Raw genomic sequence first — 21,929 nt, forward strand, 5'->3', positions numbered from 1 at the left:
CTGAGATGGCCAGCGATACCTGTGGGGAAGCCCGTGCGTGAATACCTGCTGACGCTCTGCATCACGGCCGCGGTGACCTACTTGCTGACCGGGCCGGTGCGGAAGTTCGCGATCGTGGCCGGCGCGATGCCGGAGATCCGCGCTCGTGACGTGCACCGGGAGCCCACGCCCCGGCTCGGCGGGATCGCGATGTTCTTCGGCCTGTGCGCGGGCCTGCTGGTCGCCGACCACCTGCCGAACCTGAACGCGGTCTTCGAGAACTCCAACGAGCCGCGCGCCCTGCTCTCCGGAGCGGCGCTGATCTGGCTGATCGGCGTCCTGGACGACAAGTTCGAGATCGACGCCCTGATCAAGCTCGGCGGCCAGATGATCGCCGCCGGCGTCATGGTGATGCAGGGCCTGACGATCCTGTGGATCCCGGTCCCCGGCGTCGGCACGGTCTCGCTGACCTCCGGCCAGGGCACGCTGCTGACGGTCGCGCTCGTCGTCATCACCATCAACGCCGTCAACTTCGTGGACGGCCTCGACGGCCTCGCGGCGGGCATGGTCTGCATCGCCTCCGCCGCGTCCTTCATGTACGCCTACCGCATCTGGTACGGCTACGGCATCGAGTCCGCGGCCCCCGCGACCCTCTTCGCCGCGATCCTCATGGGCATGTGCCTCGGCTTCCTGCCGCACAACATGCACCCCGCCCGGATCTTCATGGGCGACTCGGGGTCGATGCTGATCGGGCTGATCCTCGCGGCGGGCGCCATCTCCGTCACCGGGCAGGTCGACCCGGACGCCATGAAGCTGAACTTCGGCGGCACCCGCGACGCCACCCACGCGATGCTGCCGGTCTTCATCCCGCTCCTGATGCCGCTGACGATCATCGCGATCCCCTTCGCCGACCTGGTGCTCGCGATCGTGCGGCGCACCTGGAACGGCAAGTCGCCCTTCGCGGCGGACCGCGGCCACCTGCACCACCGGCTCCTGGAGATCGGCCACTCGCACAGCCGCGCGGTCCTGATCATGTACTTCTGGTCGGCGCTCATCGCCTTCGGCACGGTCGCGTACTCGGTGCACTCCACCAGCGTGTGGATCCTGCTGCTCATCGTCGCGCTGAGCGCGCTGGGCCTCGTACTGCTCCTGCTGCCGCGCTTCACCCCGCGCACCCCGCGCTGGGCCGAGTCCTTCGTGCCGCCGCGGTACCGGCGCCGCCGCGCGGAGAGCGCCGCCCAGGAGGCGCCCGCCGCCCTCACCGCGCCCGTGGCCCCGGTGCGCGAGCTGAGCGCCCTGAAGCTGCACGGCAGTACCGCGGTGTCCGAGAGGCCCCGTGTACGGTCGCACGAGCGGGAGTAGGTGCGGCTAGCACCTGTGACGCGCTCGGGTCCATGGCGAAACACGCTGGGTGGCCCGTTCGTGTGATGGTGAGCACACTTTCAGGTAAAGACTGCATCAAATAGTTTGTGATACGGTTCACGAGAACCCGAGATATATTGGGGCGGCCCCGACGAGATCGGCCGCCTTGGTGAGGTGCGCCTCTACGTGTCCGGGCCAAGGCCTTCGCTCGACCTTCGCTCGACGATCGCAATGCCACGTCCCCAAATTCCGCCGGAGGAGCTGCCGCCATGCAGTCCAACGACGCCCGCACACTCCTGCACTGTGCCCTGCCCACCGCTGCCGCGGGTGCGGCCGGGGTCGCGGTCAGCGCTGCCGTAGCCGGTGGCAAGGGTGCGCTCGGTGCCACCTTCGGCGCACTGGTCGTCCTGCTGTTCATGGGCGGTGGCCTCGTGGCCCTACAGCGAGGTGCGCGTTCTTTCCCTCATCTGTTCCAGATGATGGGTCTGCTGGTGTACACCATCCAGATCCTGGTGCTGATGGTCGCCCTCACCGCGCTGCGCGGTACGTCGGCCTTCAATCACAAGTGCTTCGCGTTCACCCTGCTCGCCGCCACTTTGGTGTGGATGGGAGCGCAGGTGCGCTCCCATATGAAGGCCAAGGTCCTCTACGTGGAGCCGGAATCCGCCCGGCCGCAATCGTGAGCTGTAGGGCCAGCGTAAGAAGGCCTCCGCTCATTTGCTATGGTCTCGCCACAACTGCGGCAGAGCTGGCGCGGGAGGCGGCCGTGCCTGTGAAGCCTTACGGCTCGGAGCCCAGCCGCCGCCCCCAAATCCGCAAGTCCAGTCCAGTGCCGCTCCGCGGTCGTATGCCGCGCCGACACATCGAGGTTGCCGTACCCATGCGCCACGCTGAAGGAGCTCGCGGTGAGTAACGCCCAGACGCTCGCCTTCGAGACCGATTGCCATATTTTTGAAGGGTGCGGTTTCCCGACCCCCGGCCTGCACTCCTTCCTCTTCGAGCCGATTTTCACCGTAGGCGGCTTCGAGTTCAACAAGCCGATGCTGCTGGCCCTGGTGAGTTCGGTCGTCGTCATCGGTTTCTTCTGGGCGGCTTTCAATAAGCCCAAGCTGATCCCTGGCAAGCTCCAGATGATCGGTGAGGCCGGCTACGACTTCGTGCGCCGTGGGGTCGTCTACGAGACGCTCGGCAAGAAGGAGGGCGAGAAGTACGTCCCTCTCATGGTCTCGCTGTTCTTCTTCATCTGGATCATGAACCTCTGGTCGATCGTGCCGCTCGCCCAGTTCCCGGTGACCTCGGTCATCGCACTGCCGGCGGGCCTCGCGGCGATCGTCTACATCCTCTGGGTGAGCGTGACCTTCAAGAGGCACGGCTTCATCGGTGGCTGGAAAAACATCACCGGCTACGACCGCTCGCTCGGCCCGGTCTTCCCGATGGTCATGTTCTTCGAGTTCCTCTCGAACATGATCATCCGGCCCTTCACCCACGCGGTGCGGCTCTTCGCCAACATGTTCGCGGGCCACGTCCTGCTGGTGATCTTCACGATCGCGAGCTGGTACCTGCTGAACGGCATCGGAATCGCCTACGCGGGCGTCTCCTTCGTGATGGTCATCGTGATGACGATCTTCGAGCTGTTCATCCAGGCGCTCCAGGCCTACGTCTTCATCCTGCTGGCCTCCAGCTACATCCAGGGCGCGCTCGCCGAGCACCACTGAGTACGCCTCTCCTCCCCCCGATACATCCGGTGGCCAACCCCCACCGGCCCGTAAAAAGAAGGAAGTTACGGCATGTCCGCTCTCGAGACCCTCGCCGCGGTCAACATCCAGGGCAACTTCGGTGCGATCGGCTACGGCCTCGCCGCGATCGGCCCCGGCATCGGCGTCGGCGTCATCTTCGGTAACGGTACGCAGGCCCTCGCCCGTCAGCCCGAGGCCGCCGGCCTCATCCGCCAGAACCAGATCCTCGGCTTCGTGCTCTGTGAGGCCCTGGCGCTCATCGGTCTGGTCATGGGCTTCGTTTACCCGGTTCCTTCCTGATCCGGTCTCGTTGACGAGAAACTTCAACGGAAGGCACTGATGTGATCTCCCTGGTACAGCTGGCGTCGGAGGAGCCTCAAAACCCTCTGATTCCGGAGATCCCTGAGCTCGTCATCGGCCTCATCGCGTTCGTCATCGTCTTCGGCTTCTTCGCCAAGAAGTTCCTCCCGAACATCAACAAGGTTCTGGAAGAGCGCCGCGAGGCGATCGAAGGCGGCATCGAGAAGGCCGAGGCCGCTCAGACCGAGGCTCAGAGCGTGCTCGAGCAGTACAAGGCTCAGCTCGCCGAGGCCCGGCACGAGGCCGCGCGTCTGCGTCAGGAGGCGCAGGAGCAGGGCGCTCAGCTCATCGCCGAGATGCGGGCCGAGGGCCAGCGTCAGCGCGAGGAGATCGTCGCCGCGGGCCACGCCCAGATCGAGGCCGACCGCAAGGCCGCCGCTCAGTCGCTGCGTCAGGACGTGGGCCACCTGGCCACCGTCCTGGCCGGCAAGCTCGTCGGCGAGTCCCTTGAGGACCACGCCCGGCAGAGCCGCACGATCGACCGCTTCCTCGACGGACTCGATGAAGCAGCTTCGAAGGCCGAGGCGGCTCGATGACTGCGCACGGAGCCAGCCGCGAGGCACGGGCCGCCGCGCGCGAGCGTCTGGACGCGCTGACCGACAACACGTCGGTCGACGCCAAGCGGCTCGCGGACGAGCTGGCCGCGGTCACCGCGCTGTTCGCCCGCGAGGTCTCGCTGCGTCGGGTCCTGACCGACCCGGCGCAGTCCGGCGAGGCCAAGGCCGAGCTGGCCGGGCGCCTGCTGGGCAGCCAGGTGGGCGGCGAGACCGCCGACCTGGTGGCCGGGATGGTGCGCTCGCGCTGGTCGCAGTCGCGCGACCTGGTGGACTCCCTCGAGGAGCTTGCCAACCTCGCCGACCTGACCGCCGCGCAGCAGGCCGGTGCGCTGGACAATGTCGAGGACGAGCTGTTCCGGTTCGGCCGGATCGTCGCGTCCAGCACCCAGCTGCGGGCGGCGCTCACCGACCGCGCCGCCACGGGCACGGCCAAGAGCGAGCTGCTGCGCAGCCTGCTCGGCGGTCGCGCCGAGGACGTGACGGAGCGACTCGTCGAGCGCCTTGTGACCGCGCCGCGCGGACGTAGCCTGGAAGAGGGAATCGAGTCCCTCTCCAAGCTGGCCGCGGACCGACGCAACCGCATGGTGGCCGTCGTCACTTCGGCTGTTCCGCTCTCGGACCAGCAGAAGGAACGCCTCGGCGCCGCCCTGGTCAAGATGTACGGACGCCCGATGCACCTCAATCTCGACGTGGACCCCGAGGTCCTCGGCGGGATCACCGTCCAGGTGGGCGACGAGGTCATCAACGGCAGCATCGCGGACCGCATCGAGGAAGCCGGCCGCCGCGTGGCCGGCCAGTAACTCAACACGCACGAAATACGGCCCTAGTTGGGCCGTGCAGAGGATTCCTGGGGGCTGACCCCAGACCCCCCAAGAAAACTTCGGGCCCAACAAGGAGAGCAGGGAACCCAGATGGCGGAGCTCACGATCCGGCCGGAGGAGATCCGGGACGCGCTGGAGAACTTTGTCCAGGCGTACAAGCCGGACGCGGCCTCGCGCGAGGAGGTCGGTACGGTCACCGTCGCCGGCGACGGTATCGCCAAGATCGAGGGTCTCCCCTCGGCCATGGCGAACGAGCTGCTGAAGTTCGAGGACGGATCCCTCGGCCTCGCGCTGAACCTCGAAGAGCGCGAGATCGGCGCGGTCGTCCTCGGCGAGTTCAGCGGCATCGAGGAAGGCCAGCCGGTCACCCGTACCGGCGAGGTGCTGTCGGTCGCCGTGGGCGAGGGCTACCTCGGCCGCGTCGTCGACCCGCTCGGCAACCCGATCGACGGCCTCGGCGAGATCGAGACCAGCGGACGTCGCGCCCTCGAGTTGCAGGCACCGGGCGTCATGGCCCGTAAGTCGGTGCACGAGCCGATGGAGACGGGCTACAAGGCCGTCGACGCGATGACCCCGATCGGCCGTGGCCAGCGTCAGCTGATCATCGGTGACCGCCAGACCGGCAAGACCGCCCTGGCCGTCGACACGATCATCAACCAGCGCGACAACTGGCGCTCGGGCGACGTGAACAAGCAGGTGCGCTGCATCTACGTCGCCATCGGTCAGAAGGGCTCCACCATCGCCTCCGTGCGTGGTGCGCTCGAAGAGGCCGGCGCGCTGGAGTACACGACCATCGTCGCCGCCCCGGCGTCCGACCCGGCCGGCTTCAAGTACCTGGCGCCGTACACCGGCTCGGCCATCGGCCAGCACTGGATGTACGAGGGCAAGCACGTCCTCATCGTCTTCGACGACCTCTCGAAGCAGGCCGACGCCTACCGCGCCGTGTCCCTGCTGCTCCGTCGCCCGCCGGGGCGCGAGGCCTACCCGGGTGACGTCTTCTACCTGCACTCGCGTCTGCTGGAGCGCTGCGCGAAGCTCTCCGACGAGCTGGGCAAGGGCTCGATGACGGGTCTGCCCATCGTCGAGACCAAGGCGAACGACGTGTCGGCGTTCATCCCGACCAACGTCATCTCCATCACCGACGGCCAGTGCTTCCTGGAGTCGGACCTCTTCAACGCCGGTCAGCGCCCCGCGCTGAACGTCGGTATCTCCGTCTCCCGAGTCGGTGGTTCCGCGCAGCACAAGGCGATGAAGCAGGTCTCCGGCCGACTGCGCGTGGACCTCGCCCAGTTCCGTGAGCTGGAGGCGTTCGCCGCCTTCGGTTCCGACCTGGACGCCGCGTCGAAGGCGCAGCTGGAGCGCGGCCAGCGCATGGTCGAGCTGCTCAAGCAGCCGCAGTACGAGCCGATGGCGACCGAGGACCAGGTCGTCTCCGTGTGGGCCGGTACCACCGGTCGCATGGACGACGTGCCGGTCAACGACATCCGCCGCTTCGAGAAGGAGCTGCTCGAGTACCTGCACCGCAAGGAGCAGGGCCTCATGACCTCCATCAAGGAGGGCGGCAAGATGTCGGACGACACCCTCCAGGCCGTCGGCGACGCCATCGTGGAGTTCAAGAAGCAGTTCGAGACCTCGGACGGGAAGCTTCTCGGCGAGGACGCTCCGGCCGCCGCCAAGTGACGTAAGGAAGGGACCTGACTCATGGGAGCTCAGCTCCGGGTCTACAAGCGTCGCATCCGATCCGTCACCGCGACCAAGAAGATCACCAAGGCGATGGAGATGATCGCCGCCTCGCGCGTCGTCAAGGCGCAGCGCAAGGTGGCGGCCTCCACGCCGTACGCGACCGAGCTCACCCGCGCGGTCACGGCGGTCGGCACTGGCTCGAACACGAAGCACCCGCTGACGACCGAGGCGGAGACGGCGACCCGTACCGCGGTTCTGCTCCTCACGAGCGACCGCGGTCTGGCCGGCGCCTTCAACTCGAACGCCATCAAGGCCGCGGAGCAGCTGACCGCGCGCCTGGAGGCCGAGGGCAAGGAGGTCGACACGTACATCGTCGGCCGCCGTGGTCTGGCCCACTACAACTTCCGCGAGCGCAAGGTCGTGGAATCGTGGTCGGGCTTCACCGATGAGCCCACGTACGCGGACGCCAAGAAGGTCGCGGCGCCGCTGATCGAGGCGATCGAGAAGGAGACGGCGGACGGCGGCGTGGACGAACTCCACATCGTCTACACCGAGTTCGTCTCGATGATGACGCAGACGGCCATCGACGGCCGCCTGCTGCCGCTCAGCCTCGAAGAGGTCGCGGAGGAGAAGCCCGCCAAGGGCGAGATCCTTCCGCTGTACGACTTCGAGCCGTCGGCGGAGGACGTCCTCGACGCCCTGCTGCCGCGGTACGTCGAGAGCCGTATCTACAACGCGATGCTCCAGTCGGCTGCCTCCAAGCACGCCGCCACGCGCCGCGCGATGAAGTCGGCGACCGACAACGCCGGGGATCTGATCAACAGCCTCTCCCGGCTTGCCAACGCGGCCCGCCAGGCCGAAATCACCCAGGAAATCAGCGAGATCGTCGGCGGCACAGCAGCCCTGTCCGACGCGACCGCGGGGAGTGACAAGTAATGACGACCACAGTTGAGACGGCCGTTGCCACGGGCCGCGTCGCCCGGGTCATCGGCCCGGTCGTCGACGTGGAGTTCCCCGTCGACGCGATGCCGGAGATCTACAACGCCCTGCACGTCGAGGTCGACGACCCGGAGACCGCGGGCGGCCGCAAGACGCTGACCCTCGAGGTCGCCCAGCACCTGGGTGACGGCGTGGTCCGCGCGATCTCGATGCAGCCCACCGACGGCCTGGTCCGCCAGGCCCCGGTCAAGGACACCGGCAAGGGCATCTCGGTGCCGGTCGGCGACGTGACCAAGGGCCGTGTGTTCAACACGCTCGGCGAGGTCCTGAACGACGACCCGTCGACCGTCGCGGACGCCGAGCGCTGGACGATCCACCGCAAGGCCCCGTCCTTCGACCAGCTCGAGTCCAAGACCGAGATGTTCGAGACCGGCCTGAAGGTCGTCGACCTTCTCACCCCGTACGTCAAGGGTGGAAAGATCGGTCTGTTCGGTGGTGCCGGTGTCGGTAAGACCGTTCTGATCCAGGAAATGATCGTCCGTGTGGCCAAGCTGCACGACGGTGTCTCCGTCTTCGCCGGTGTCGGCGAGCGCACCCGTGAGGGCAACGACCTCATGGTCGAGATGGAGGAAGCCGGCGTTCTGGACAAGACCGCGCTGGTCTTCGGCCAGATGGACGAGCCGCCGGGCACGCGTCTGCGCGTCGCCCTGGCCGGTCTGACCATGGCGGAGTACTTCCGCGATGTGCAGAAGCAGGACGTGCTGTTCTTCATCGACAACATCTTCCGCTTCACGCAGGCCGGTTCCGAGGTCTCGACCCTGCTCGGCCGCATGCCCTCCGCGGTGGGTTACCAGCCGAACCTGGCCGACGAGATGGGTCTCCTCCAGGAGCGCATCACCTCGACCCGTGGTCACTCGATCACCTCGATGCAGGCGATCTACGTCCCCGCGGACGACCTGACCGACCCGGCCCCGGCCACCACGTTCGCCCACCTCGACGCGACGACGGTTCTCTCCCGTCCGATCTCCGAGAAGGGCATCTACCCGGCCGTGGACCCGCTGGACTCCACGTCCCGCATCCTGGACCCGCGCTACATCGCGCAGGACCACTACGAGGCCGCGATGCGCGTGAAGGGGATCCTTCAGAAGTACAAGGACCTCCAGGACATCATCGCGATCCTCGGTATCGACGAGCTGAGCGAGGAAGACAAGCTCGTCGTCGCCCGTGCCCGTCGCGTGGAGCGCTTCCTGTCGCAGAACACGCACGCCGCCAAGCAGTTCACCGGCGTGGACGGTTCGGACGTGTCCCTCGACGAGTCGATCGCGGCCTTCAACGCGATCTGCGACGGCGAGTACGACCACTTCCCCGAGCAGGCCTTCTTCATGTGCGGTGGTCTTGAGGACCTCAAGAAGAACGCCAAGGAGCTGGGCGTCTCCTGAGCCCCTTAGCTCAACTCCGGAGAGGGGCGGGTTGCCACCCCGCGGGGGCCGTGTCCCGCCCCTCTTCGTACGCCCACTAGAATTTGACCCAACACCCGGCGAAGCCGCCGGGTGGTGACCCGAGGAGCCACCCTTGGCTGCTGAGCTGCATGTCGAGCTGGTCGCCGCGGACCGCAGCGTCTGGTCCGGCGAGGCCACCCTGGTCGTCGCGCGCACCACGTCCGGCGACATCGGCGTCATGCCCGGTCACCAGCCGCTGCTCGGTGTGCTGGAGTCGGGCCCGGTGACCATTCGTACGAGCGACGGCGGCACGGTCGTCGCCGCTGTCCACGGGGGATTCATCTCCTTCGCGGACGACAAGCTGTCGCTGCTGGCCGAGATCGCGGAGCTGTCCGACGAGATCGACGTCCAGCGTGCGGAGCGGGCGCTGGAGCGCGCGAAGTCGGAGGCCGACGCCTCTGCCGAGCGACGCGCCGACGTCCGACTGCGTGCGGTGGCGGCGCGCTGACCCCAGCGCGCGGCGTAACGTGACTCAGCCGCGGCCAGGTCCGGGAACATTCCGGACCGGGTCGCGGCTGAGGCAATGCGGGTGCAATGTATTTGGTCCGTTGTCGGTCGGGTGACCGATAGTAGAGGCGAGGAGGTCGGTGCCGATGATCCTCACTCTGCTCGTGTGCGGACTTGCTGTGATCGCGCTGGTTCTGGTGGGGCTCTTCGTCTTCGGACTGCGCCGCCGGCTGATCCAGCGGTCCGGGGGTACGTTCGACTGCTCCCTGCGCTGGGACGCCCCCGAGAAGGGCGACACCTCCGGCAAGGGCTGGGGGTACGGCGTCGCCCGCTACAACGGCGACCGGGTCGAGTGGTACCGCGTCTTCTCGTACGCTCCCCGGCCGCGCCGCGTTCTCGAACGCTCGGCCATCGAGGTGGTCGACCGCCGCGCCCCCGACGGCGAGGAGGAGCTGGCCCTGCTCTCCGACGCCACCGTCCTCGGCTGCCTGCACCGCGGAGTCCGCCTGGAACTGGCGATGAGCGAGGACGCACTGACGGGCTTCCTGGCCTGGCTGGAGGCAGCGCCTCCCGGCCAACGTGTCAATGTGGCGTGAGTGAAGCCCCTGAAAGGGGCGCGGGGAACGGCGCGACCAGCCACAATCAACCCGCAGAACACAAAGAAGCCGGGAAGATGGGGGGCGATCCCATCTTCCCGGCTTCGTTCAGTGGACGGCGCTTTACTTCAGGCCGTCATTGATGGCGCTCACCATCTCACCGTTGCTGGTATCCCCACTGAACTCCCAGAAGAACGCGCCGCCGAGCCCCTGCTCCTTGGCCCAGGTCATCTTGGAGCGGACCGTCGACGGGGTGTCGTACGACCACCAGTTCGTACCGCAGTGCGCGTACGCCGTCCCGGCGACCGTCCCATTCGAGGGGCAGGAGTTCTTGAGGACCTTGTAGTCCTCGATGCCCGCCTCATAGGTGCCCGGCGCCGCGCCCGTCGCGGAGCCTCCCGGCTCCTTCTGGGTAACGCCGGTCCAGCCACGCCCGTAGAAGCCGATGCCGAGCAGCAGCTTGGCGGAGGGCACGCCCTTGGCCTTCAGCTTGGATATCGCCGCCGCGGAGTTGAAGCCCTCCTGCGGGATACCGGCGTAGGAGGTGAGCGGGGAGTGCGGGGCCGTCGGGCCCTTGGCCGCCCATGCGCCGAAGAAGTCGTACGTCATCACGTTGTACCAGTCGGCGTACTGCGCCGCCCCGCCGTAGTCCGCGGCGTCGATCTTGCCGCCGCTGGAGGCGTCGGCGGTGATGGCGGCGGTGACGAGGTTCTTGGCTCCGAACTGGTTGCGGAACGCCTGCATCATCGTCTTGAAGACGGCCGGGCCCGAGGTGTCGCAGGACAGGCCGCAGGCGTTCGGGTACTCCCAGTCCAGGTCGATGCCGTCGAAGACGTCGGCCCAGCGCGGGTCCTCGACCAGGTCGTGGCAGGACTTGGCGAAGGCCGCGGGGTTCTTCATGGCGTCGGTGAAGCCGCCGGACCAGGTCCAGCCGCCGAAGGACCAGAGGATCTTGATGTTCGGGTACTTGGCCTTGAGCTTGCGCAGCTGGTTGAAGTTGCCGCGCAGGGGCTGGTCCCAGGTGTCGGCGACGCCGTCGACGCTCTGGTCGGCGGTGTAGGCCTTGTCGATCGCCGCGTAGGAGTCGCCCATGGTGCACTTGCCGCCCTGGACGTTGCCGAAGCTGTAGTTGATGTGCGTGATCTTCCCGGCCGACCCGGAGGTGGCGATGTTCTTGGCGTGGTAGTTGCGCTGGTAGACGCCCCACTCGGTGAAGTAGCCGAGCTTGACCTTGTCGCCGGGGCCGGGGCCCGGGTCGCCGCCGCCCGTGGTGCGGACCTTGACGGCGCCGCTCGCGGGACCGGTCTGGTCGGCGGTGTCGCGGGCCTGCACGGTGTAGGAGTAGTCGGTGCCCGCGCTCAGGCCGCTGTCGGTGTACGAGGTGCCCGTCACCGTGCCGACCTTGGCGCCGTCGCGCAGGACGTCGTAGTTCTTGACGCCCTTGTCGTCGGTGGCGGCCTTCCAGTCGAGCTTCGCCGAGGTGTCGGTGACGTCGGAGGCGGTCGGGGTGCCGGGGGCGCTCGGCGGGTTGTCGCCGGGGACGCTGCCGCCGTCACAGCTGCCGCCGTTGAGCGTGCACTTGGAGGGGGCGCCGGGGCCCGTGCCGTTGAATCCGAAGGAGACCGAGGCGCCGGGGGCGAGCGTCCCGTTCCAGCTGAGGTTCTTCCCCGTCCAGCGGGTGCCGGAGTTGGTGACGGTGGCGTCCCAGGCCGAGGTCACCTTGGTGTCGGCGGGGAAGTCCCACTGGACGTTCCAGGAGCTGAGCGTGGTGGTGCCGGTGTTCTTGATGGTCCACTTGCCCTCGAAGCCGTTGCCCCAGTCCTGGGTCTTGGCGTAGGTGGCGGTGGCCTCGGGGGCGGCCTCGGGGGCCGCCTCGGCGGGAGCGCCGAGGGCGACCAGGGTGGCGAGCGGGAGCAGCAGCGTGGTCAGTCCGGCCACGGTTTTGTGTCTGATTCTCAGTCTTGAGCGGGTGTCGCTCTGTGTGAAGCGCACGAGGTGCTCCTCGGGTGAGATCCGGGGGTCTTAGGGGTGGGACCCTGCGCCGCCCGTGAGCACGTGGACACGTGGGGGTGTGCTCACCGCAGTGCGGTGAGAATAGAAAGGTCTGGACCAGCGGTCAAGAGGTCTGAACCAATGGCCGGATCCGGACGGTCCCCGGAACCCTCAGACACCCAACTCCTGCGCGAGGACAGCCGCTTGGACGCGGCTGCGCAGCTCAAGCTTGCCCAGCAGCCGGCTCACATGCGTCTTCACCGTCGCCTCCGCCATGGACAGGCGGCCCGCGATCTCCGCGTTCGACAGACCCTCGCCGATGCAGGAAAGCACCTCGCGCTCGCGACGCGTGAGGCTCTCCAGGACGGCGGGGTCCGGCGCGTTCTCCCTGCGTACGACCCTGGGCGGGGCGGCGAACTCGGCGATGAGACGGCGGGTGACGGCCGGGGCGATCAGGCCCTCGCCGCGCGCGACCGTGCGGACGCCCTCGATGAGGTCCTTCGCCTCCGTGTTCTTCAGGAGGAACCCGCTGGCGCCCGCGCGCAGCGCCCCGAAGACGTACTCGTCGAGGTCGAAGGTGGTCAGTACGAGGACGTCCGCAAGCCCCTCGGCGACGACCTGGCGCGTTGCCGACACCCCGTCGAGCCGTGGCATCTGTATGTCCATCAGGATCAGGTCCGGCCGCAGCTCGCGGGCGAGGGCCACGGCCTGCTCACCGTCCGCCGCCTCGCCGACCACCTCGATGTCGGACGCGCTGCGCAGGATCAGGACGAGTCCCGCGCGTACGGCTGACTGGTCCTCGGCGACTAGCACCCGGATCATTCCTTGGCTCCTTCGTCTGCGGGGTCGACCGGCAGGGTCACGGAGACGATCCAGACCTTGCCGTCGGGGCTGCTCTCGGGGCCGGATTCAAAGGTGCCGCCGAGCAGTTCGGTGCGCTCGCGCATGCCGACGAGACCGGCTCCCGAGCCGGGGGCGCGGGGCCCGGACGGATCGTCGTACGGGCTGGTGACGCGGACCCTAAGGGCGCGGGGCTGCTGGGTCAGGCGCACGGACACCCGGCCCGGCGAGGCGTGCTTGAGGGCGTTCGTCAGGGACTCCTGGACGATGCGGTACGCCGCCAGCTCGACCGGCGCGGGCAGCTTCGGGCCCTGCGGGGCGCGGGCGTCGTCGAGCGTGACGTCGAGGCCGTTGGTGCGGGCGCCCTCGACCAGGGCGGCGAGGCCGTCGAGGGTGGGCGACGCGGCCGGTTCGAGGTCGCCGCCGGCGTCGCGCAGGATGCCGATGAGGCGGCGCATCTCGGCCAGGCCCTGGACGCTGTTCTCCCGGATGACGGCGAGTGCGTCCTTGCTGGCCACCGGGTCGTCGAGGGAGAGCGCGGCCGTGGAGTGGATGGCGATCGCCGAGAGGTGGTTGGCGACCATGTCGTGCAGTTCGCGGGCCATCCTGGCGCGCTCGGCGGTGACCGCCTGGACGCGGTCCATCTCGGCGAGCAGCGCGGTCTGCTCGGCCCGCAGCTTGGCCGCGGCGGCCGCCTCGCGGTGATTGCGCACGAGGACGCCCGTGGTGGCGGGTGCGTACAGCACGATCCCGACGAGGACGCCGATGAGCACGGCCTCGGGCTCGCGCCACCACGCGAGGAAGCCGAACGTCACCGCCACCGTGATGACGCCCGTGGTCACCGGGAGGCGGCGGGCGGCGGCCGGGGTGCCATAGACGACGGCCGCGTACACGATGTCCGTGAACATCAGGATCGACGCGAGGTTGCCCTTCGTGAACTGGTCGAAGACCAGGGCGCACGCGGCGAGGAGCAGGGCGGTCCGGGGCATGGTGCTGCGCAGCAGTTCGAGCCCGGCCAGGACGAAGAGCGGGATCAGCGCCCAGGCGGCGCCGAGCGCCCGGTCCGGCTGCGCGTGCAGTCCGAGCGCCCACAGCACGAGCCCGCCGAGCAGGCTGGATACGGCGATCCGCACGTCGACGCGCTGCGGGCGGGGGAGGGACAGGGCCATGCCCTCCATCCAACACGGCGGGACGGTGACACGCGTGATCCTGGGGGAGGAAGCGCCCGCTACATCGAAGGATGCAGTCCCACCTCGTCACTGGCGACGATGATCCGCGCCCGGCCTCGGGGGAGCCTTGAGGGGTGACCGAGAGGAGCGAACCGTGATCGTCACGCTGATCATCATCTGCGAGGTCGGCTTCTGGGTGCTGCTGGCCGCCGGCCTCGCCGCCCGCTATCTGCTGCGCATGCCGCGCCTCGGGATCGCGATCCTGCTGTGCGAGCCGCTTCTCGAGGTCGTGCTCCTGGTCGTGACCGCGCTCGACCTGAAGAACGGCGCCGACCCGAGCTGGAAGCACGGACTCGCCGCGCTGTACATCGGCTACACCGTGGGCCACGGCCACCGCACGGTGAAGTGGCTCGACGGCCACGCGGCGCACCGCTTCCACGGCACGCCGGTGCCGCGCCCGCCCCGCTACGGCAGGCCCCGCGCCCTGCACGAGGCCAGGATCTGGCTCGGCACCCTCGTGGCGGGGGCCGTCGCGACCGCGCTGCTGTTGCTGGCCATGTGGTACGTCGACGACCCGAGCCGCACCTCCTCGCTGGAGGGGTGGATGCACACGGCCTGGCGGACGGTGGGCCTCCACGGCCTGATCGCGCTCAGCTACACGCTCTTCCCGAAGCGGATCCCGGCCCCGGCGCCCGGGGAACGGGACGGGGACCGGCCGCTGACCAAGCTCTGACGGCCGCGCGGCTACCGCTCGCCGCGCGGCTACCGCTCGCCGCCCGGCACCCACAGCACGTCCCCGACCTCCTTGTTGGCCACGCGGGCCAGGATGAACAGGAGGTCGGAGAGGCGGTTGAGGTAGGTGGCCGTCAGCGGGTTCATCGTCTCGCCGTGCACCTCGAACGCCGCCCACGTCGAGCGCTCGGCCCGCCGCACCACTGTGCAGGCCTGGTGCAGCAGCGCCGCGCCCGGGGTGCCGCCCGGCAGGATGAAGCTGCGCAGCTTCTCCAGCTCCTCGAGGAAGCGGTCGCAGTCCGCCTCCAGCTTGTCGACGTAGGACTGCTCGACGCGCAGCGGCGGGTACTTGGGATCCTCGACGACGGGCGTGGAGAGGTCGGCGCCCACGTCGAAGAGGTCGTTCTGGACCCGTACGAGGACCTTCACGACCTCCTCGTCGAGCCCGCCGAGCGCGATCGCCGTGCCGATGACCGCGTTGGCCTCGTTGGCGTCGGCGTACGCCCCGATCCGGGGGTCGGTCTTGGCGGTGCGGCTCATGTCGCCGAGGGCCGTCGTGCCCTGGTCGCCGGTCCTGGTGTAGATGCGCGTCAGATTGACCATGCGGCCAGCGTAGTTACGCCCCGGCCCTCTTGAAGACGCGTGTGCCCACCGTCACGGACAGCAGGATGAAGGCGAGGGCCATCAGGACGCCGTACAGCATGGTCGTGGTCGCGTAGTCGCCCACGTATCCGGCCCGCACCGCGTCGACGAGGTAGCGGAACGGCATGAAGTGCGACAGCACGTCCAGCCAGGAGGGCGCGAGCGCCATCGGCAGCATCAGGCCGGAGAGCAGCATCGAGGGCATGCTGATGGCGTTCACCGCGGGCCCGAACTCGTGCGCCTTGGAGACCTTCATGGCCAGCGCGTACGAGAGTGAGGCGAGCCCGGCGGCCAGGACCGCCACGAACGCGAAGCCGATGAGGATGCCGGCGAGCGGCGCCCTGAGCCCCATCGCCAGCGCGGCGAGCACCAGCAGCACCGCCTGGAAGACGAAGAGCGCGGCGTCGCGCAGGACCCGGCCGAGCAGCAGCGCGAGGCGGCTCACGGGCGTCACCCGCATCCGCTCGACCACGCCGAACTGCTTCTCGATGATGAGCGCGAAGCCGCTGAACGTGGCACCGAACAGGCCGAGTTGGAGCAGCAGCCCCGGCACGAGGATCTGCCAGGAGTCGCCCTGGGAGCCGAGCGGCAGATCGGTGAGGAGAGGCCCGAAGAAGAGCAGGTAGAGCAGGGGCGTCAGGACGCCGAAGAAGATCTGGAACTTGGAGCGCAGGGTCTGGCGGGCGTACCGCCCGAAGATCAGCGCGATGTCGGAGAGCAGAGCGGGCATCGGTGGGGTCCTGGGGTCTCAGACGGCGAGGGGGGCCGTGTCCTTGGGCGCGATGTCGCGCCCGGTGATGGCGAGGAAGGTGTCCTGGAGCGAGGCGTCGATCGAGCCGCAGTACCGGAGCTTGAGCGCGCTCGGTGTGCCCACGGCGACCACCACGCCCCTGTCGACGACGACCAGGCGGTCGGAGAGCGCGTCGGCCTCGTCGAGGTAGTGCGTGGTGAGGAAGACCGTCGTGCCGTGCACATCGCGCAGTTTGCGCACCAGCTTCCACAGGTCGGCGCGGCTGCCCGGGTCGAGCCCGGTGGTCGGCTCGTCCAGGAAGAGCACCTCGGGCCGGTGCGTGAGCCCGAGGGCGATGTCCAGGCGCCGCCGCTGGCCGCCGGAGAGCGCGGCGCAGGGGCGTTCCATCAGCTCGGTCAGGTTGAGGTCGTGCGCCAACTCGTCGGCGCGGGCGGCGGCCTGGAGCTTCGACAGGCGGTAGAGCCGCCCCTGGGTGATCAGCTCCTCGCGTACGGAGATGCTCAGGTCGACGCCGCCGGACTGGGCGACGTAACCGATCTTGCTCCGTACGCCCGCGGGGTCCTTCGCCAGGTCGCAGCCCGCCACCGTGGCGGCGCCGCCGGTGGGCGGGAGCAGCGTGGTCAGCATGCGCAGCGTGGTGGTCTTGCCCGCGCCGTTCGGCCCGAGGAAGCCGAGGATCTCGCCCGCCTCGACGGTCAGGTCGATACCGCGCACGGCCTCCACGATGCCGCTCTTGCTCTGGAAGGTCCGGGCGAGCCCGGCGGTGCTGATGATTGCCATGGCAACTACAAAAACAGAGTCCGTAGATTTTTGCAATCGCCCCAAGTTTTATGGGGGTGCAAGATTGCATGGTGGTCAGCGAGGCCTACGATGAGGTCATGACCGAGGGGCTCAGAGAACGCAAGAAGCGCCAGACCAAGCAGCGGATCTCCGACATCGCGACGGGGCTCTTCCTGGAGCGCGGCTTCGTCACGGTGACGATCGCGGAGATCGCCGAGGCCGCCGACGTCTCGGTCAACACCGTCTACAACTACTTCCCGGCCAAGGAGGACCTCTTCCTCGACCGGGGCGCGGACGCCGTCGACCGGCTCTCCCGCCATGTACGCGGCCGCCGCGAGGGGGAGTCCGCCGCCGACGCGGTCCTGCGCGAGCTGCGCACGGACGTCGAGAGCGCCTCGCCGGCCGTCGGCCTCGTCCCCGGCTGGGCCGACTTCATGAAGGTCATCACCGAGGCGCCGCCGCTGCGCTCCCGCCTCTGGGCCATCCAGCAGGAGGCCCTCGACAACCTCGCCAAGACCCTTGCCAAGGAGACCGGCGCCGCCGACGGCGACCCGCTGCCGACGCTCGTCGCCGGGCAGCTTTCCTGGCTCCACAGCACGCTCATGAGCTGGATCGGCGACGAGATGGCCAAGGGCCGCGAGGTGGCCGAGGTCTCCCGCGAGGGCCTCGCCCTGCTCGACGAGATGGAGTCCCTGCTCGGCGAAAGGGTCCTCAACTACGCGGTACGCGCCGCCGGATGAGGCCTGCCGGCGGCGCCGTGGGGCCGTACCAGTGTGACGTCCGTCATTTGAGACGTGACGCGCATCTCTTCACCGCCACAGGCGCGCTCACGGCCGCTAATGTCCGCTCCAGAGGCATACGTAAACAGCGTGTAAGCCAAGCGTGATAAGCGGTAGGGGAGTCGGAACAGTGGCACGCAAGCTCGCCGTCATCGGAGCTGGACTCATGGGGTCCGGTATCGCTCAGGTCTCCGCCCAGGCGGGCTGGGACGTCGTCCTGCGCGACGTCACCGACGAGGCCCTGACCCGCGGCACCGACGGCATCAAGGCGTCGTACGAGAAGTTCGTGAGCAAGGGCAAGCTCGCGGCCGACGACGCCGAGGCCGCGCTCGGGCGCATCACGGCCACCACCGACCTGGACGCCGTCGCCGACGCGGACATCGTCGTCGAGGCCGTCTTCGAGAAGCTGGAGATCAAGCACGAGATCTTCCGCACGCTCGACAAGCTCGTGCGCGACGACGCCGTGCTCGCCTCCAACACCTCCGCCATCCCGATCACCAAGATCGCCGCCGTGACGGAGCGTCCGGAGCGCGTCGTGGGCGCCCACTTCTTCTCGCCCGTCCCGATGATGCAGCTGTGCGAACTGGTGCGCGGCTACAAGACCAGCGACGAAACCCTCGCCCGCACCAAGGAGTTCGCCGAGTCCGTCGGCAAGACCTGCATCGTCGTCAACCGCGACGTCGCCGGCTTCGTGACGACCCGTCTGATCTCCGCGCTCGTCGTCGAGGCCGCCAAGCTCTACGAGTCGGGCGTCGCCACCGCCGAGGACATCGACATCGCCTGCAAGCTCGGCTTCGGCCACGCCATGGGCCCGCTCGCGACCGCCGACCTCACCGGCGTCGACATCCTGCTCCACGCCACCAGCAACATCTACACGGAGTCCCAGGACGAGAAGTTCGCGCCGCCGGAGCTGATGCGCCGGATGGTTGACGCCGGTGACATCGGGCGCAAGAGCGGGCAGGGCTTCTACAAGCACTGAGCCGGTACTGACGTACGCCGTCTGACGCCTCGTCCGACGATCCGTCGCCTCCTGGGTCACCCCTCGGAGTGAATTCGGTATCGGTTCGCTTACAGACGGCAACTTCCTCGCCCACGCGGCAGTCAGTTGCAGTGACATACGCAGACGCCTTACGGAATCAGACGTCACAGCAGACACAGTCACAGCAGACACAGCACTCTCGGGGAGCGCATATGCACATCAGGGGCGACCAGGCCCAGCTGGTCGTCGGGGGACGCCTCGACGTACGTAGCGCGGCGGACGCCCGTACGGTGCTGCACTCGGCCGTCGACGACGGAGCCGGGGACCTGGTGCTCGACCTGTCGGAACTGGACTCGTGGGACGCCACGGGCCTCGGCGTCATCATGGGCGCGCACCGCCGCGCCGGACGGTGCGGACGCAGACTCGTCCTGCGCCACGTGCCGCCCCAGATGCAGCGCCTCCTCGTGGCGACCCGGCTGCACCGGATCCTCGCCATCGAGGGCGGCATCGGTGTCGAATCGCTCCCCAGAGCCTGAACCGCACCTCACGCGCAATCCTCACGAGACTGTGACGTCTCGGGCGGGGCGGCACCCCGCCCTCTCGTAGATACTGAGCGAAGGTCTAGGGTTCGGTCGCCCGCCGCTGGACGAGCCCGTACGGGGGGCGCCGGACCAGAAGCGACAGCGCAGTGTGCACGAAGGCCGGAGGGGGCTCTGCACACACGCATCTGGGGGGCTGGGACCATGGACCCGATGAACCGGGGACCCGAAGAGCACGGCCACGACCACGGTGGCGACGATCACGACGGCTCGGCGCGACCGCAGCGCCCACGCGACCCTCTGACACCCGACTTCGGGCAGCCCGCGCCCGCGCTCGCCCGCACCGTCCAGCTCGTGGCGGGCGACTTCCTGCTCACCGTCAACCCCGTCGACGGCAGCGAGATAGAGGCCTGCCCGCCCGGGGAACGGCCCGAGCGGCCCGCCAAGCGCACCGCCGACGACCGCGCCGAGCTGCGCCGCGCCGCGATGCCGCCCGTGCCGCCGGGCCCCGCGCTGCCCGGCCTGCCGCTCCTGGAACGCCAGGAAGAGCGTGAGCGCCTCGTACGGCTGCTCGCGCGCGGCCGCTCGGTACGGCTCACCGGACCCGCCGGATCGGGCCGCACGGCGCTACTGGGCGCCGTCGCCGACGACTGCGCGGACCTCGCGCCCGACGGCGTCATCCGGCTCTGCGGCTACCGCAAGACGCCGACCGAGCTGCTCCACGACCTCTTCGCGACCGTCTACGACGCGCCCCTGTACCGCCCCGAGCGCGCCCAGCTGCTCGAACTGGTCCACGACATCGGTGCCGTCGTCGTCCTCGACGACCTGGAGTTCGGCGGCGCGGCCCTCGACGAACTGCTCGACGCCACACCCGAGTGCGCCTTCCTCCTCGCCGCCACGCCCGACACCCCCGCCCCCGCCGCCGACTCCCACCTCGAAGAGGTCTTCCTCGGCGGCCTCGGCCGCGGCGGCAGCCTCGAACTGCTCGAACGCGTCGTCGGACGGGTCCTCGACGACGAGGAGGCCAACTGGGCGGGCGACCTGTGGTTCGAGTCCGAGGGCCTGCCGCTGCGCTTCGTCCAGGCGGGCGCCCTGCTCCACCAGCGCGACCAGCTCCGCGCCGACCCGCACGCCTTCGAGGAGTACGGCTACTTCGCCGACACCCCCGTCGACGCGCCCTTCGACGCGGGCCCCGACGACGGCCCCGCGATCCCGCTGCCCTCACTCGCCGACGGCGCCGCGCCCGCGGCCCTGCTCGCCTCGCGGCTCAGCCCCTCCGCCCGCGCCACGCTGAAGTTCGCCGTCGCGCTCGGCGGCGAACTGCCGCACCAGGCCCACCTGCCCGCCCTGGTGGGCGACACCCACGCCGACGCGGCCCTCGCCGAACTGGTCGGCTGCGCCCTGGTCACCGCCGTCGGCGCGCGCTACCGCCTCGCCGCCGGCGTGCGTACGCAACTGGAGAGCGCCGGATACGCCGACGACGCCACCGAGCACGCGAAGACCGCCGCCCGGCACTACGCCTGGTGGGCCGGGCACCCCTCGGTCACCCCGGAGCGGGTCGCCGCCGAGGCGGACGCCGTGCAGGCCGCCCTCGGCGCCCTCGTCACCCTGGAGAGCGGCGCCGCGGTCCTGCTCGCCCGCACGGCCGCGCCCGCCTTCGCCGGCGGGCTCCACTGGGGCGCCTGGGAGCGCGCCCTGCGCTCGGGCCAGGAAGCGGCACGCAATGCCGGGGAGGTCGCCGAAGAGGCGTACTTCCACCACGAGTTGGGGATCCTCGCGCTCTGCGGCGGGCAGCTCGACCGGGCCCGCGCCGAGCTGGAGGCCTCGATAGGGCTGCGCGGCGCCCTCGCCGACAAGCGCGGCATGATCTCCGGGCGCCGGGCCCTCGCCCTGGTCGCCGACCGCTCGGGCGGCACCCTGCCCGGTGGGCGCACGGCGGCGGGCGAGGAGGTCCCCGACGCGCGCTACGAGGAGTCGGCCTCGCCCCCCGGAGGCGTACTCGCCGCCTTCGCCCAGCCCGAACCGCCCGCCGGACCGCCCGCGTCCGCAGAACCGGACACCCTGGTCGCCAGCAAGGTCACGCCCGCCGTGGGCGCGGGCCCCGCGCCGAGCCGCCGCTCCATCGTCAGCGGCACCCGGCGCAACCTCGTCGCCGCCGGGGCCGGAGCCCTGCTCGCCGCGGTCCTCGGCACGGTCGTCACGCTCGGCGCCACGTCCGACGGCGACCGGCCCGAGGGTGACCGCGTCACGACGGAGCAGTCGGCGAAGGAGGACCGTGACGGCGGCGGCCTGAGCGCCGACGAGCCGCAGAAGGACTCCACGAATCGCCCCGGAGGCCCGGGGGAGGACGGTGTCATCGGCACCGCGGACGACCCGAAGCCCTCCGCGAGCGGCACGCCCTCGGGCGGGCCGAGCGAGAGCGGCAAGCCGTCGCAGAAGCCGACCGGGAAACCGTCGGACAAGCCCACCGACAAGCCGACGGACAAACCGACGGACAAGCCCACCGGCAAACCCACGGACAAGCCGACCGACAAGCCGACGGACCCGCCCACCACGGACGAGCCGACGGACCCGCCGACGTCCGACCCGCCGCCCACGCCGTCGAGCGACGCCCCGCCGTCCTCGCCCGACGGCTCGCCGGGCACCTCGGCCTAGGGCCTGTCCGGCGGATCATGCCGCGGGCCGCGGGGTCTGGCACTTCCCCAAGCTCTCGGCTTCGCTCGAGCAGGGGAGACCCCATCCAAGCT

Annotated in this window: 22 protein-coding genes; 16 read left to right on the plus strand and 6 right to left on the minus strand. The window is 69.5% G+C overall.

Features of this window, described 5'->3' with window-relative positions; translation table 11 throughout:
• Positions 1-33: 33 nt before the first annotated feature.
• The 11 genes from IG54_RS0131005 (at position 34) to IG54_RS0131055 (ending at position 9,979) form a co-directional block, all read left to right on the plus strand.
• Positions 34-1,341 carry an MraY family glycosyltransferase gene (locus IG54_RS0131005; RefSeq protein WP_037898061.1) on the plus strand — a complete coding sequence of 436 codons (1,308 nt, stop codon included), beginning with the start codon at positions 34-36 and terminating at the stop codon, positions 1,339-1,341.
• A 269-nt stretch (positions 1,342-1,610) separates the two neighbouring features.
• Positions 1,611-2,024 (plus strand): hypothetical protein, encoded by a 414-nt coding sequence (locus IG54_RS0131010; protein WP_030792128.1) that lies wholly within the window; start codon positions 1,611-1,613, stop codon positions 2,022-2,024.
• Between the two features lie 222 nt (positions 2,025-2,246).
• The gene (atpB, locus tag IG54_RS0131015) at positions 2,247-3,056 is read left to right on the plus strand and encodes a F0F1 ATP synthase subunit A (RefSeq protein WP_030792131.1); all 810 of its coding nucleotides are present in this window, start codon (positions 2,247-2,249) and stop codon (positions 3,054-3,056) included.
• Positions 3,057-3,128: 72 nt separating this feature from the next.
• Entirely contained in the window at positions 3,129-3,377 is a 249-nt protein-coding gene (locus tag IG54_RS0131020; RefSeq protein WP_030792134.1) for an ATP synthase subunit C, read from the plus strand.
• 41 nt (positions 3,378-3,418) lie between these two features.
• A complete protein-coding gene (locus tag IG54_RS0131025; RefSeq protein ID WP_106977137.1) occupies positions 3,419-3,973 on the plus strand; it encodes a F0F1 ATP synthase subunit B in 555 nt (184 codons plus the stop codon).
• A complete protein-coding gene (locus IG54_RS0131030; protein WP_030792139.1) occupies positions 3,970-4,794 on the plus strand; it encodes a F0F1 ATP synthase subunit delta in 825 nt (274 codons plus the stop codon). The genes IG54_RS0131025 and IG54_RS0131030 overlap by 4 nt, the downstream gene beginning before the upstream one ends.
• Before the next feature lie 111 nt (positions 4,795-4,905).
• A complete protein-coding gene (gene atpA, locus IG54_RS0131035; RefSeq protein ID WP_030792142.1) occupies positions 4,906-6,495 on the plus strand; it encodes a F0F1 ATP synthase subunit alpha in 1,590 nt (529 codons plus the stop codon).
• 21 nt (positions 6,496-6,516) lie between these two features.
• Positions 6,517-7,434, plus strand: coding sequence for a F0F1 ATP synthase subunit gamma (locus IG54_RS0131040; protein WP_030792145.1), 918 nt, complete (start codon positions 6,517-6,519; stop codon positions 7,432-7,434).
• A complete protein-coding gene (gene atpD, locus IG54_RS0131045) occupies positions 7,434-8,876 on the plus strand; it encodes a F0F1 ATP synthase subunit beta (RefSeq protein ID WP_030792149.1) in 1,443 nt (480 codons plus the stop codon). Before IG54_RS0131040 ends, atpD begins: the two co-directional genes overlap by 1 nt.
• Positions 8,877-9,009: 133 nt before the next feature.
• Positions 9,010-9,384 carry a F0F1 ATP synthase subunit epsilon gene (locus tag IG54_RS0131050; protein WP_030792151.1) on the plus strand — a complete coding sequence of 125 codons (375 nt, stop codon included), beginning with the start codon at positions 9,010-9,012 and terminating at the stop codon, positions 9,382-9,384.
• A gap of 145 nt (positions 9,385-9,529) precedes the next feature.
• Positions 9,530-9,979, plus strand: a complete 450-nt coding sequence (locus tag IG54_RS0131055) for a DUF2550 domain-containing protein (protein WP_030792154.1) — start codon at positions 9,530-9,532, stop codon at positions 9,977-9,979.
• Between the two features lie 123 nt (positions 9,980-10,102).
• Here IG54_RS0131055 and IG54_RS0131060 read toward each other — a convergent pair whose 3' ends face one another.
• From IG54_RS0131060 to IG54_RS0131070, 3 genes are all read right to left on the minus strand, one after another.
• Positions 10,103-11,938 carry a glycoside hydrolase family 18 chitinase gene (locus IG54_RS0131060; protein WP_030792157.1) on the minus strand — a complete coding sequence of 612 codons (1,836 nt, stop codon included), beginning with the start codon at positions 11,936-11,938 and terminating at the stop codon, positions 10,103-10,105.
• 204 nt (positions 11,939-12,142) lie between these two features.
• A complete protein-coding gene (locus IG54_RS0131065) occupies positions 12,143-12,793 on the minus strand; it encodes a response regulator (RefSeq protein ID WP_030792161.1) in 651 nt (216 codons plus the stop codon).
• Positions 12,790-13,980 carry a sensor histidine kinase gene (locus IG54_RS0131070; protein ID WP_030792162.1) on the minus strand — a complete coding sequence of 397 codons (1,191 nt, stop codon included), beginning with the start codon at positions 13,978-13,980 and terminating at the stop codon, positions 12,790-12,792. The genes IG54_RS0131065 and IG54_RS0131070 overlap by 4 nt, the downstream gene beginning before the upstream one ends.
• 154 nt (positions 13,981-14,134) lie before the next feature.
• Between IG54_RS0131070 and IG54_RS0131075 the strand changes: the two genes are divergently transcribed.
• Positions 14,135-14,713 carry a hypothetical protein gene (locus IG54_RS0131075; RefSeq protein ID WP_030792165.1) on the plus strand — a complete coding sequence of 193 codons (579 nt, stop codon included), beginning with the start codon at positions 14,135-14,137 and terminating at the stop codon, positions 14,711-14,713.
• Positions 14,714-14,742: 29 nt separating this feature from the next.
• Here IG54_RS0131075 and IG54_RS0131080 read toward each other — a convergent pair whose 3' ends face one another.
• Genes IG54_RS0131080 through IG54_RS0131090 form a run of 3 tightly spaced genes read right to left on the minus strand, consistent with a single transcriptional unit; the run spans position 14,743 to position 16,885 of the window.
• Positions 14,743-15,315 (minus strand): cob(I)yrinic acid a,c-diamide adenosyltransferase, encoded by a 573-nt coding sequence (locus tag IG54_RS0131080; RefSeq protein WP_030792168.1) that lies wholly within the window; start codon positions 15,313-15,315, stop codon positions 14,743-14,745.
• 13 nt (positions 15,316-15,328) lie between these two features.
• Positions 15,329-16,084, minus strand: coding sequence for an ABC transporter permease (locus IG54_RS0131085; RefSeq protein WP_030792172.1), 756 nt, complete (start codon positions 16,082-16,084; stop codon positions 15,329-15,331).
• A gap of 18 nt (positions 16,085-16,102) precedes the next feature.
• Positions 16,103-16,885, minus strand: a complete 783-nt coding sequence (locus IG54_RS0131090; protein ID WP_030792175.1) for an ABC transporter ATP-binding protein — start codon at positions 16,883-16,885, stop codon at positions 16,103-16,105.
• A gap of 98 nt (positions 16,886-16,983) precedes the next feature.
• Between IG54_RS0131090 and IG54_RS0131095 the strand changes: the two genes are divergently transcribed.
• From IG54_RS0131095 to IG54_RS0131110, 4 genes are all read left to right on the plus strand, one after another.
• The gene (locus IG54_RS0131095; protein ID WP_030792177.1) at positions 16,984-17,625 is read left to right on the plus strand and encodes a TetR/AcrR family transcriptional regulator; all 642 of its coding nucleotides are present in this window, start codon (positions 16,984-16,986) and stop codon (positions 17,623-17,625) included.
• Between the two features lie 169 nt (positions 17,626-17,794).
• Positions 17,795-18,643, plus strand: a complete 849-nt coding sequence (locus IG54_RS0131100) for a 3-hydroxyacyl-CoA dehydrogenase family protein (protein WP_030792179.1) — start codon at positions 17,795-17,797, stop codon at positions 18,641-18,643.
• A 212-nt stretch (positions 18,644-18,855) separates the two neighbouring features.
• Positions 18,856-19,179 (plus strand): STAS domain-containing protein, encoded by a 324-nt coding sequence (locus IG54_RS0131105; RefSeq protein ID WP_030792181.1) that lies wholly within the window; start codon positions 18,856-18,858, stop codon positions 19,177-19,179.
• 207 nt (positions 19,180-19,386) lie between these two features.
• Complete coding sequence (locus IG54_RS0131110; protein ID WP_030792183.1) at positions 19,387-21,837, plus strand: ATPase AAA; 2,451 nt, start codon at positions 19,387-19,389, stop codon at positions 21,835-21,837.
• Positions 21,838-21,929 lie beyond the last annotated feature (92 nt).

The sequence above is a fragment of the Streptomyces sp. NRRL S-920 genome (assembly GCF_000717945.1).
Taxonomy (GTDB): domain Bacteria; phylum Actinomycetota; class Actinomycetes; order Streptomycetales; family Streptomycetaceae; genus Streptomyces; species Streptomyces alboniger.

Excerpts from the sequence above, each read along its gene's own strand:
- IG54_RS0131065 (WP_030792161.1), bottom strand. The coding sequence starts at position 12,793 with ATGATCCGGGTGCTAGTCGCCGAGGACCAGTCAGCCGTACGCGCGGGA.
- IG54_RS0131095 (WP_030792177.1), top strand. The coding sequence starts at position 16,984 with ATGACCGAGGGGCTCAGAGAACGCAAGAAGCGCCAGACCAAGCAGCGG.
- IG54_RS0131110 (WP_030792183.1), top strand. The coding sequence starts at position 19,387 with ATGGACCCGATGAACCGGGGACCCGAAGAGCACGGCCACGACCACGGT.
- IG54_RS0131010 (WP_030792128.1), top strand. The coding sequence starts at position 1,611 with ATGCAGTCCAACGACGCCCGCACACTCCTGCACTGTGCCCTGCCCACC.
- IG54_RS0131040 (WP_030792145.1), top strand. The coding sequence starts at position 6,517 with ATGGGAGCTCAGCTCCGGGTCTACAAGCGTCGCATCCGATCCGTCACC.
- atpD (WP_030792149.1), top strand. The coding sequence starts at position 7,434 with ATGACGACCACAGTTGAGACGGCCGTTGCCACGGGCCGCGTCGCCCGG.
- IG54_RS0131070 (WP_030792162.1), bottom strand. The coding sequence starts at position 13,980 with ATGGCCCTGTCCCTCCCCCGCCCGCAGCGCGTCGACGTGCGGATCGCC.
- IG54_RS0131055 (WP_030792154.1), top strand. The coding sequence starts at position 9,530 with ATGATCCTCACTCTGCTCGTGTGCGGACTTGCTGTGATCGCGCTGGTT.
- IG54_RS0131020 (WP_030792134.1), top strand. The coding sequence starts at position 3,129 with ATGTCCGCTCTCGAGACCCTCGCCGCGGTCAACATCCAGGGCAACTTC.
- IG54_RS0131085 (WP_030792172.1), bottom strand. The coding sequence starts at position 16,084 with ATGCCCGCTCTGCTCTCCGACATCGCGCTGATCTTCGGGCGGTACGCC.
- IG54_RS0131030 (WP_030792139.1), top strand. The coding sequence starts at position 3,970 with ATGACTGCGCACGGAGCCAGCCGCGAGGCACGGGCCGCCGCGCGCGAG.
- atpA (WP_030792142.1), top strand. The coding sequence starts at position 4,906 with ATGGCGGAGCTCACGATCCGGCCGGAGGAGATCCGGGACGCGCTGGAG.
- IG54_RS0131080 (WP_030792168.1), bottom strand. The coding sequence starts at position 15,315 with ATGGTCAATCTGACGCGCATCTACACCAGGACCGGCGACCAGGGCACG.
- IG54_RS0131090 (WP_030792175.1), bottom strand. The coding sequence starts at position 16,885 with ATGGCAATCATCAGCACCGCCGGGCTCGCCCGGACCTTCCAGAGCAAG.
- IG54_RS0131105 (WP_030792181.1), top strand. The coding sequence starts at position 18,856 with ATGCACATCAGGGGCGACCAGGCCCAGCTGGTCGTCGGGGGACGCCTC.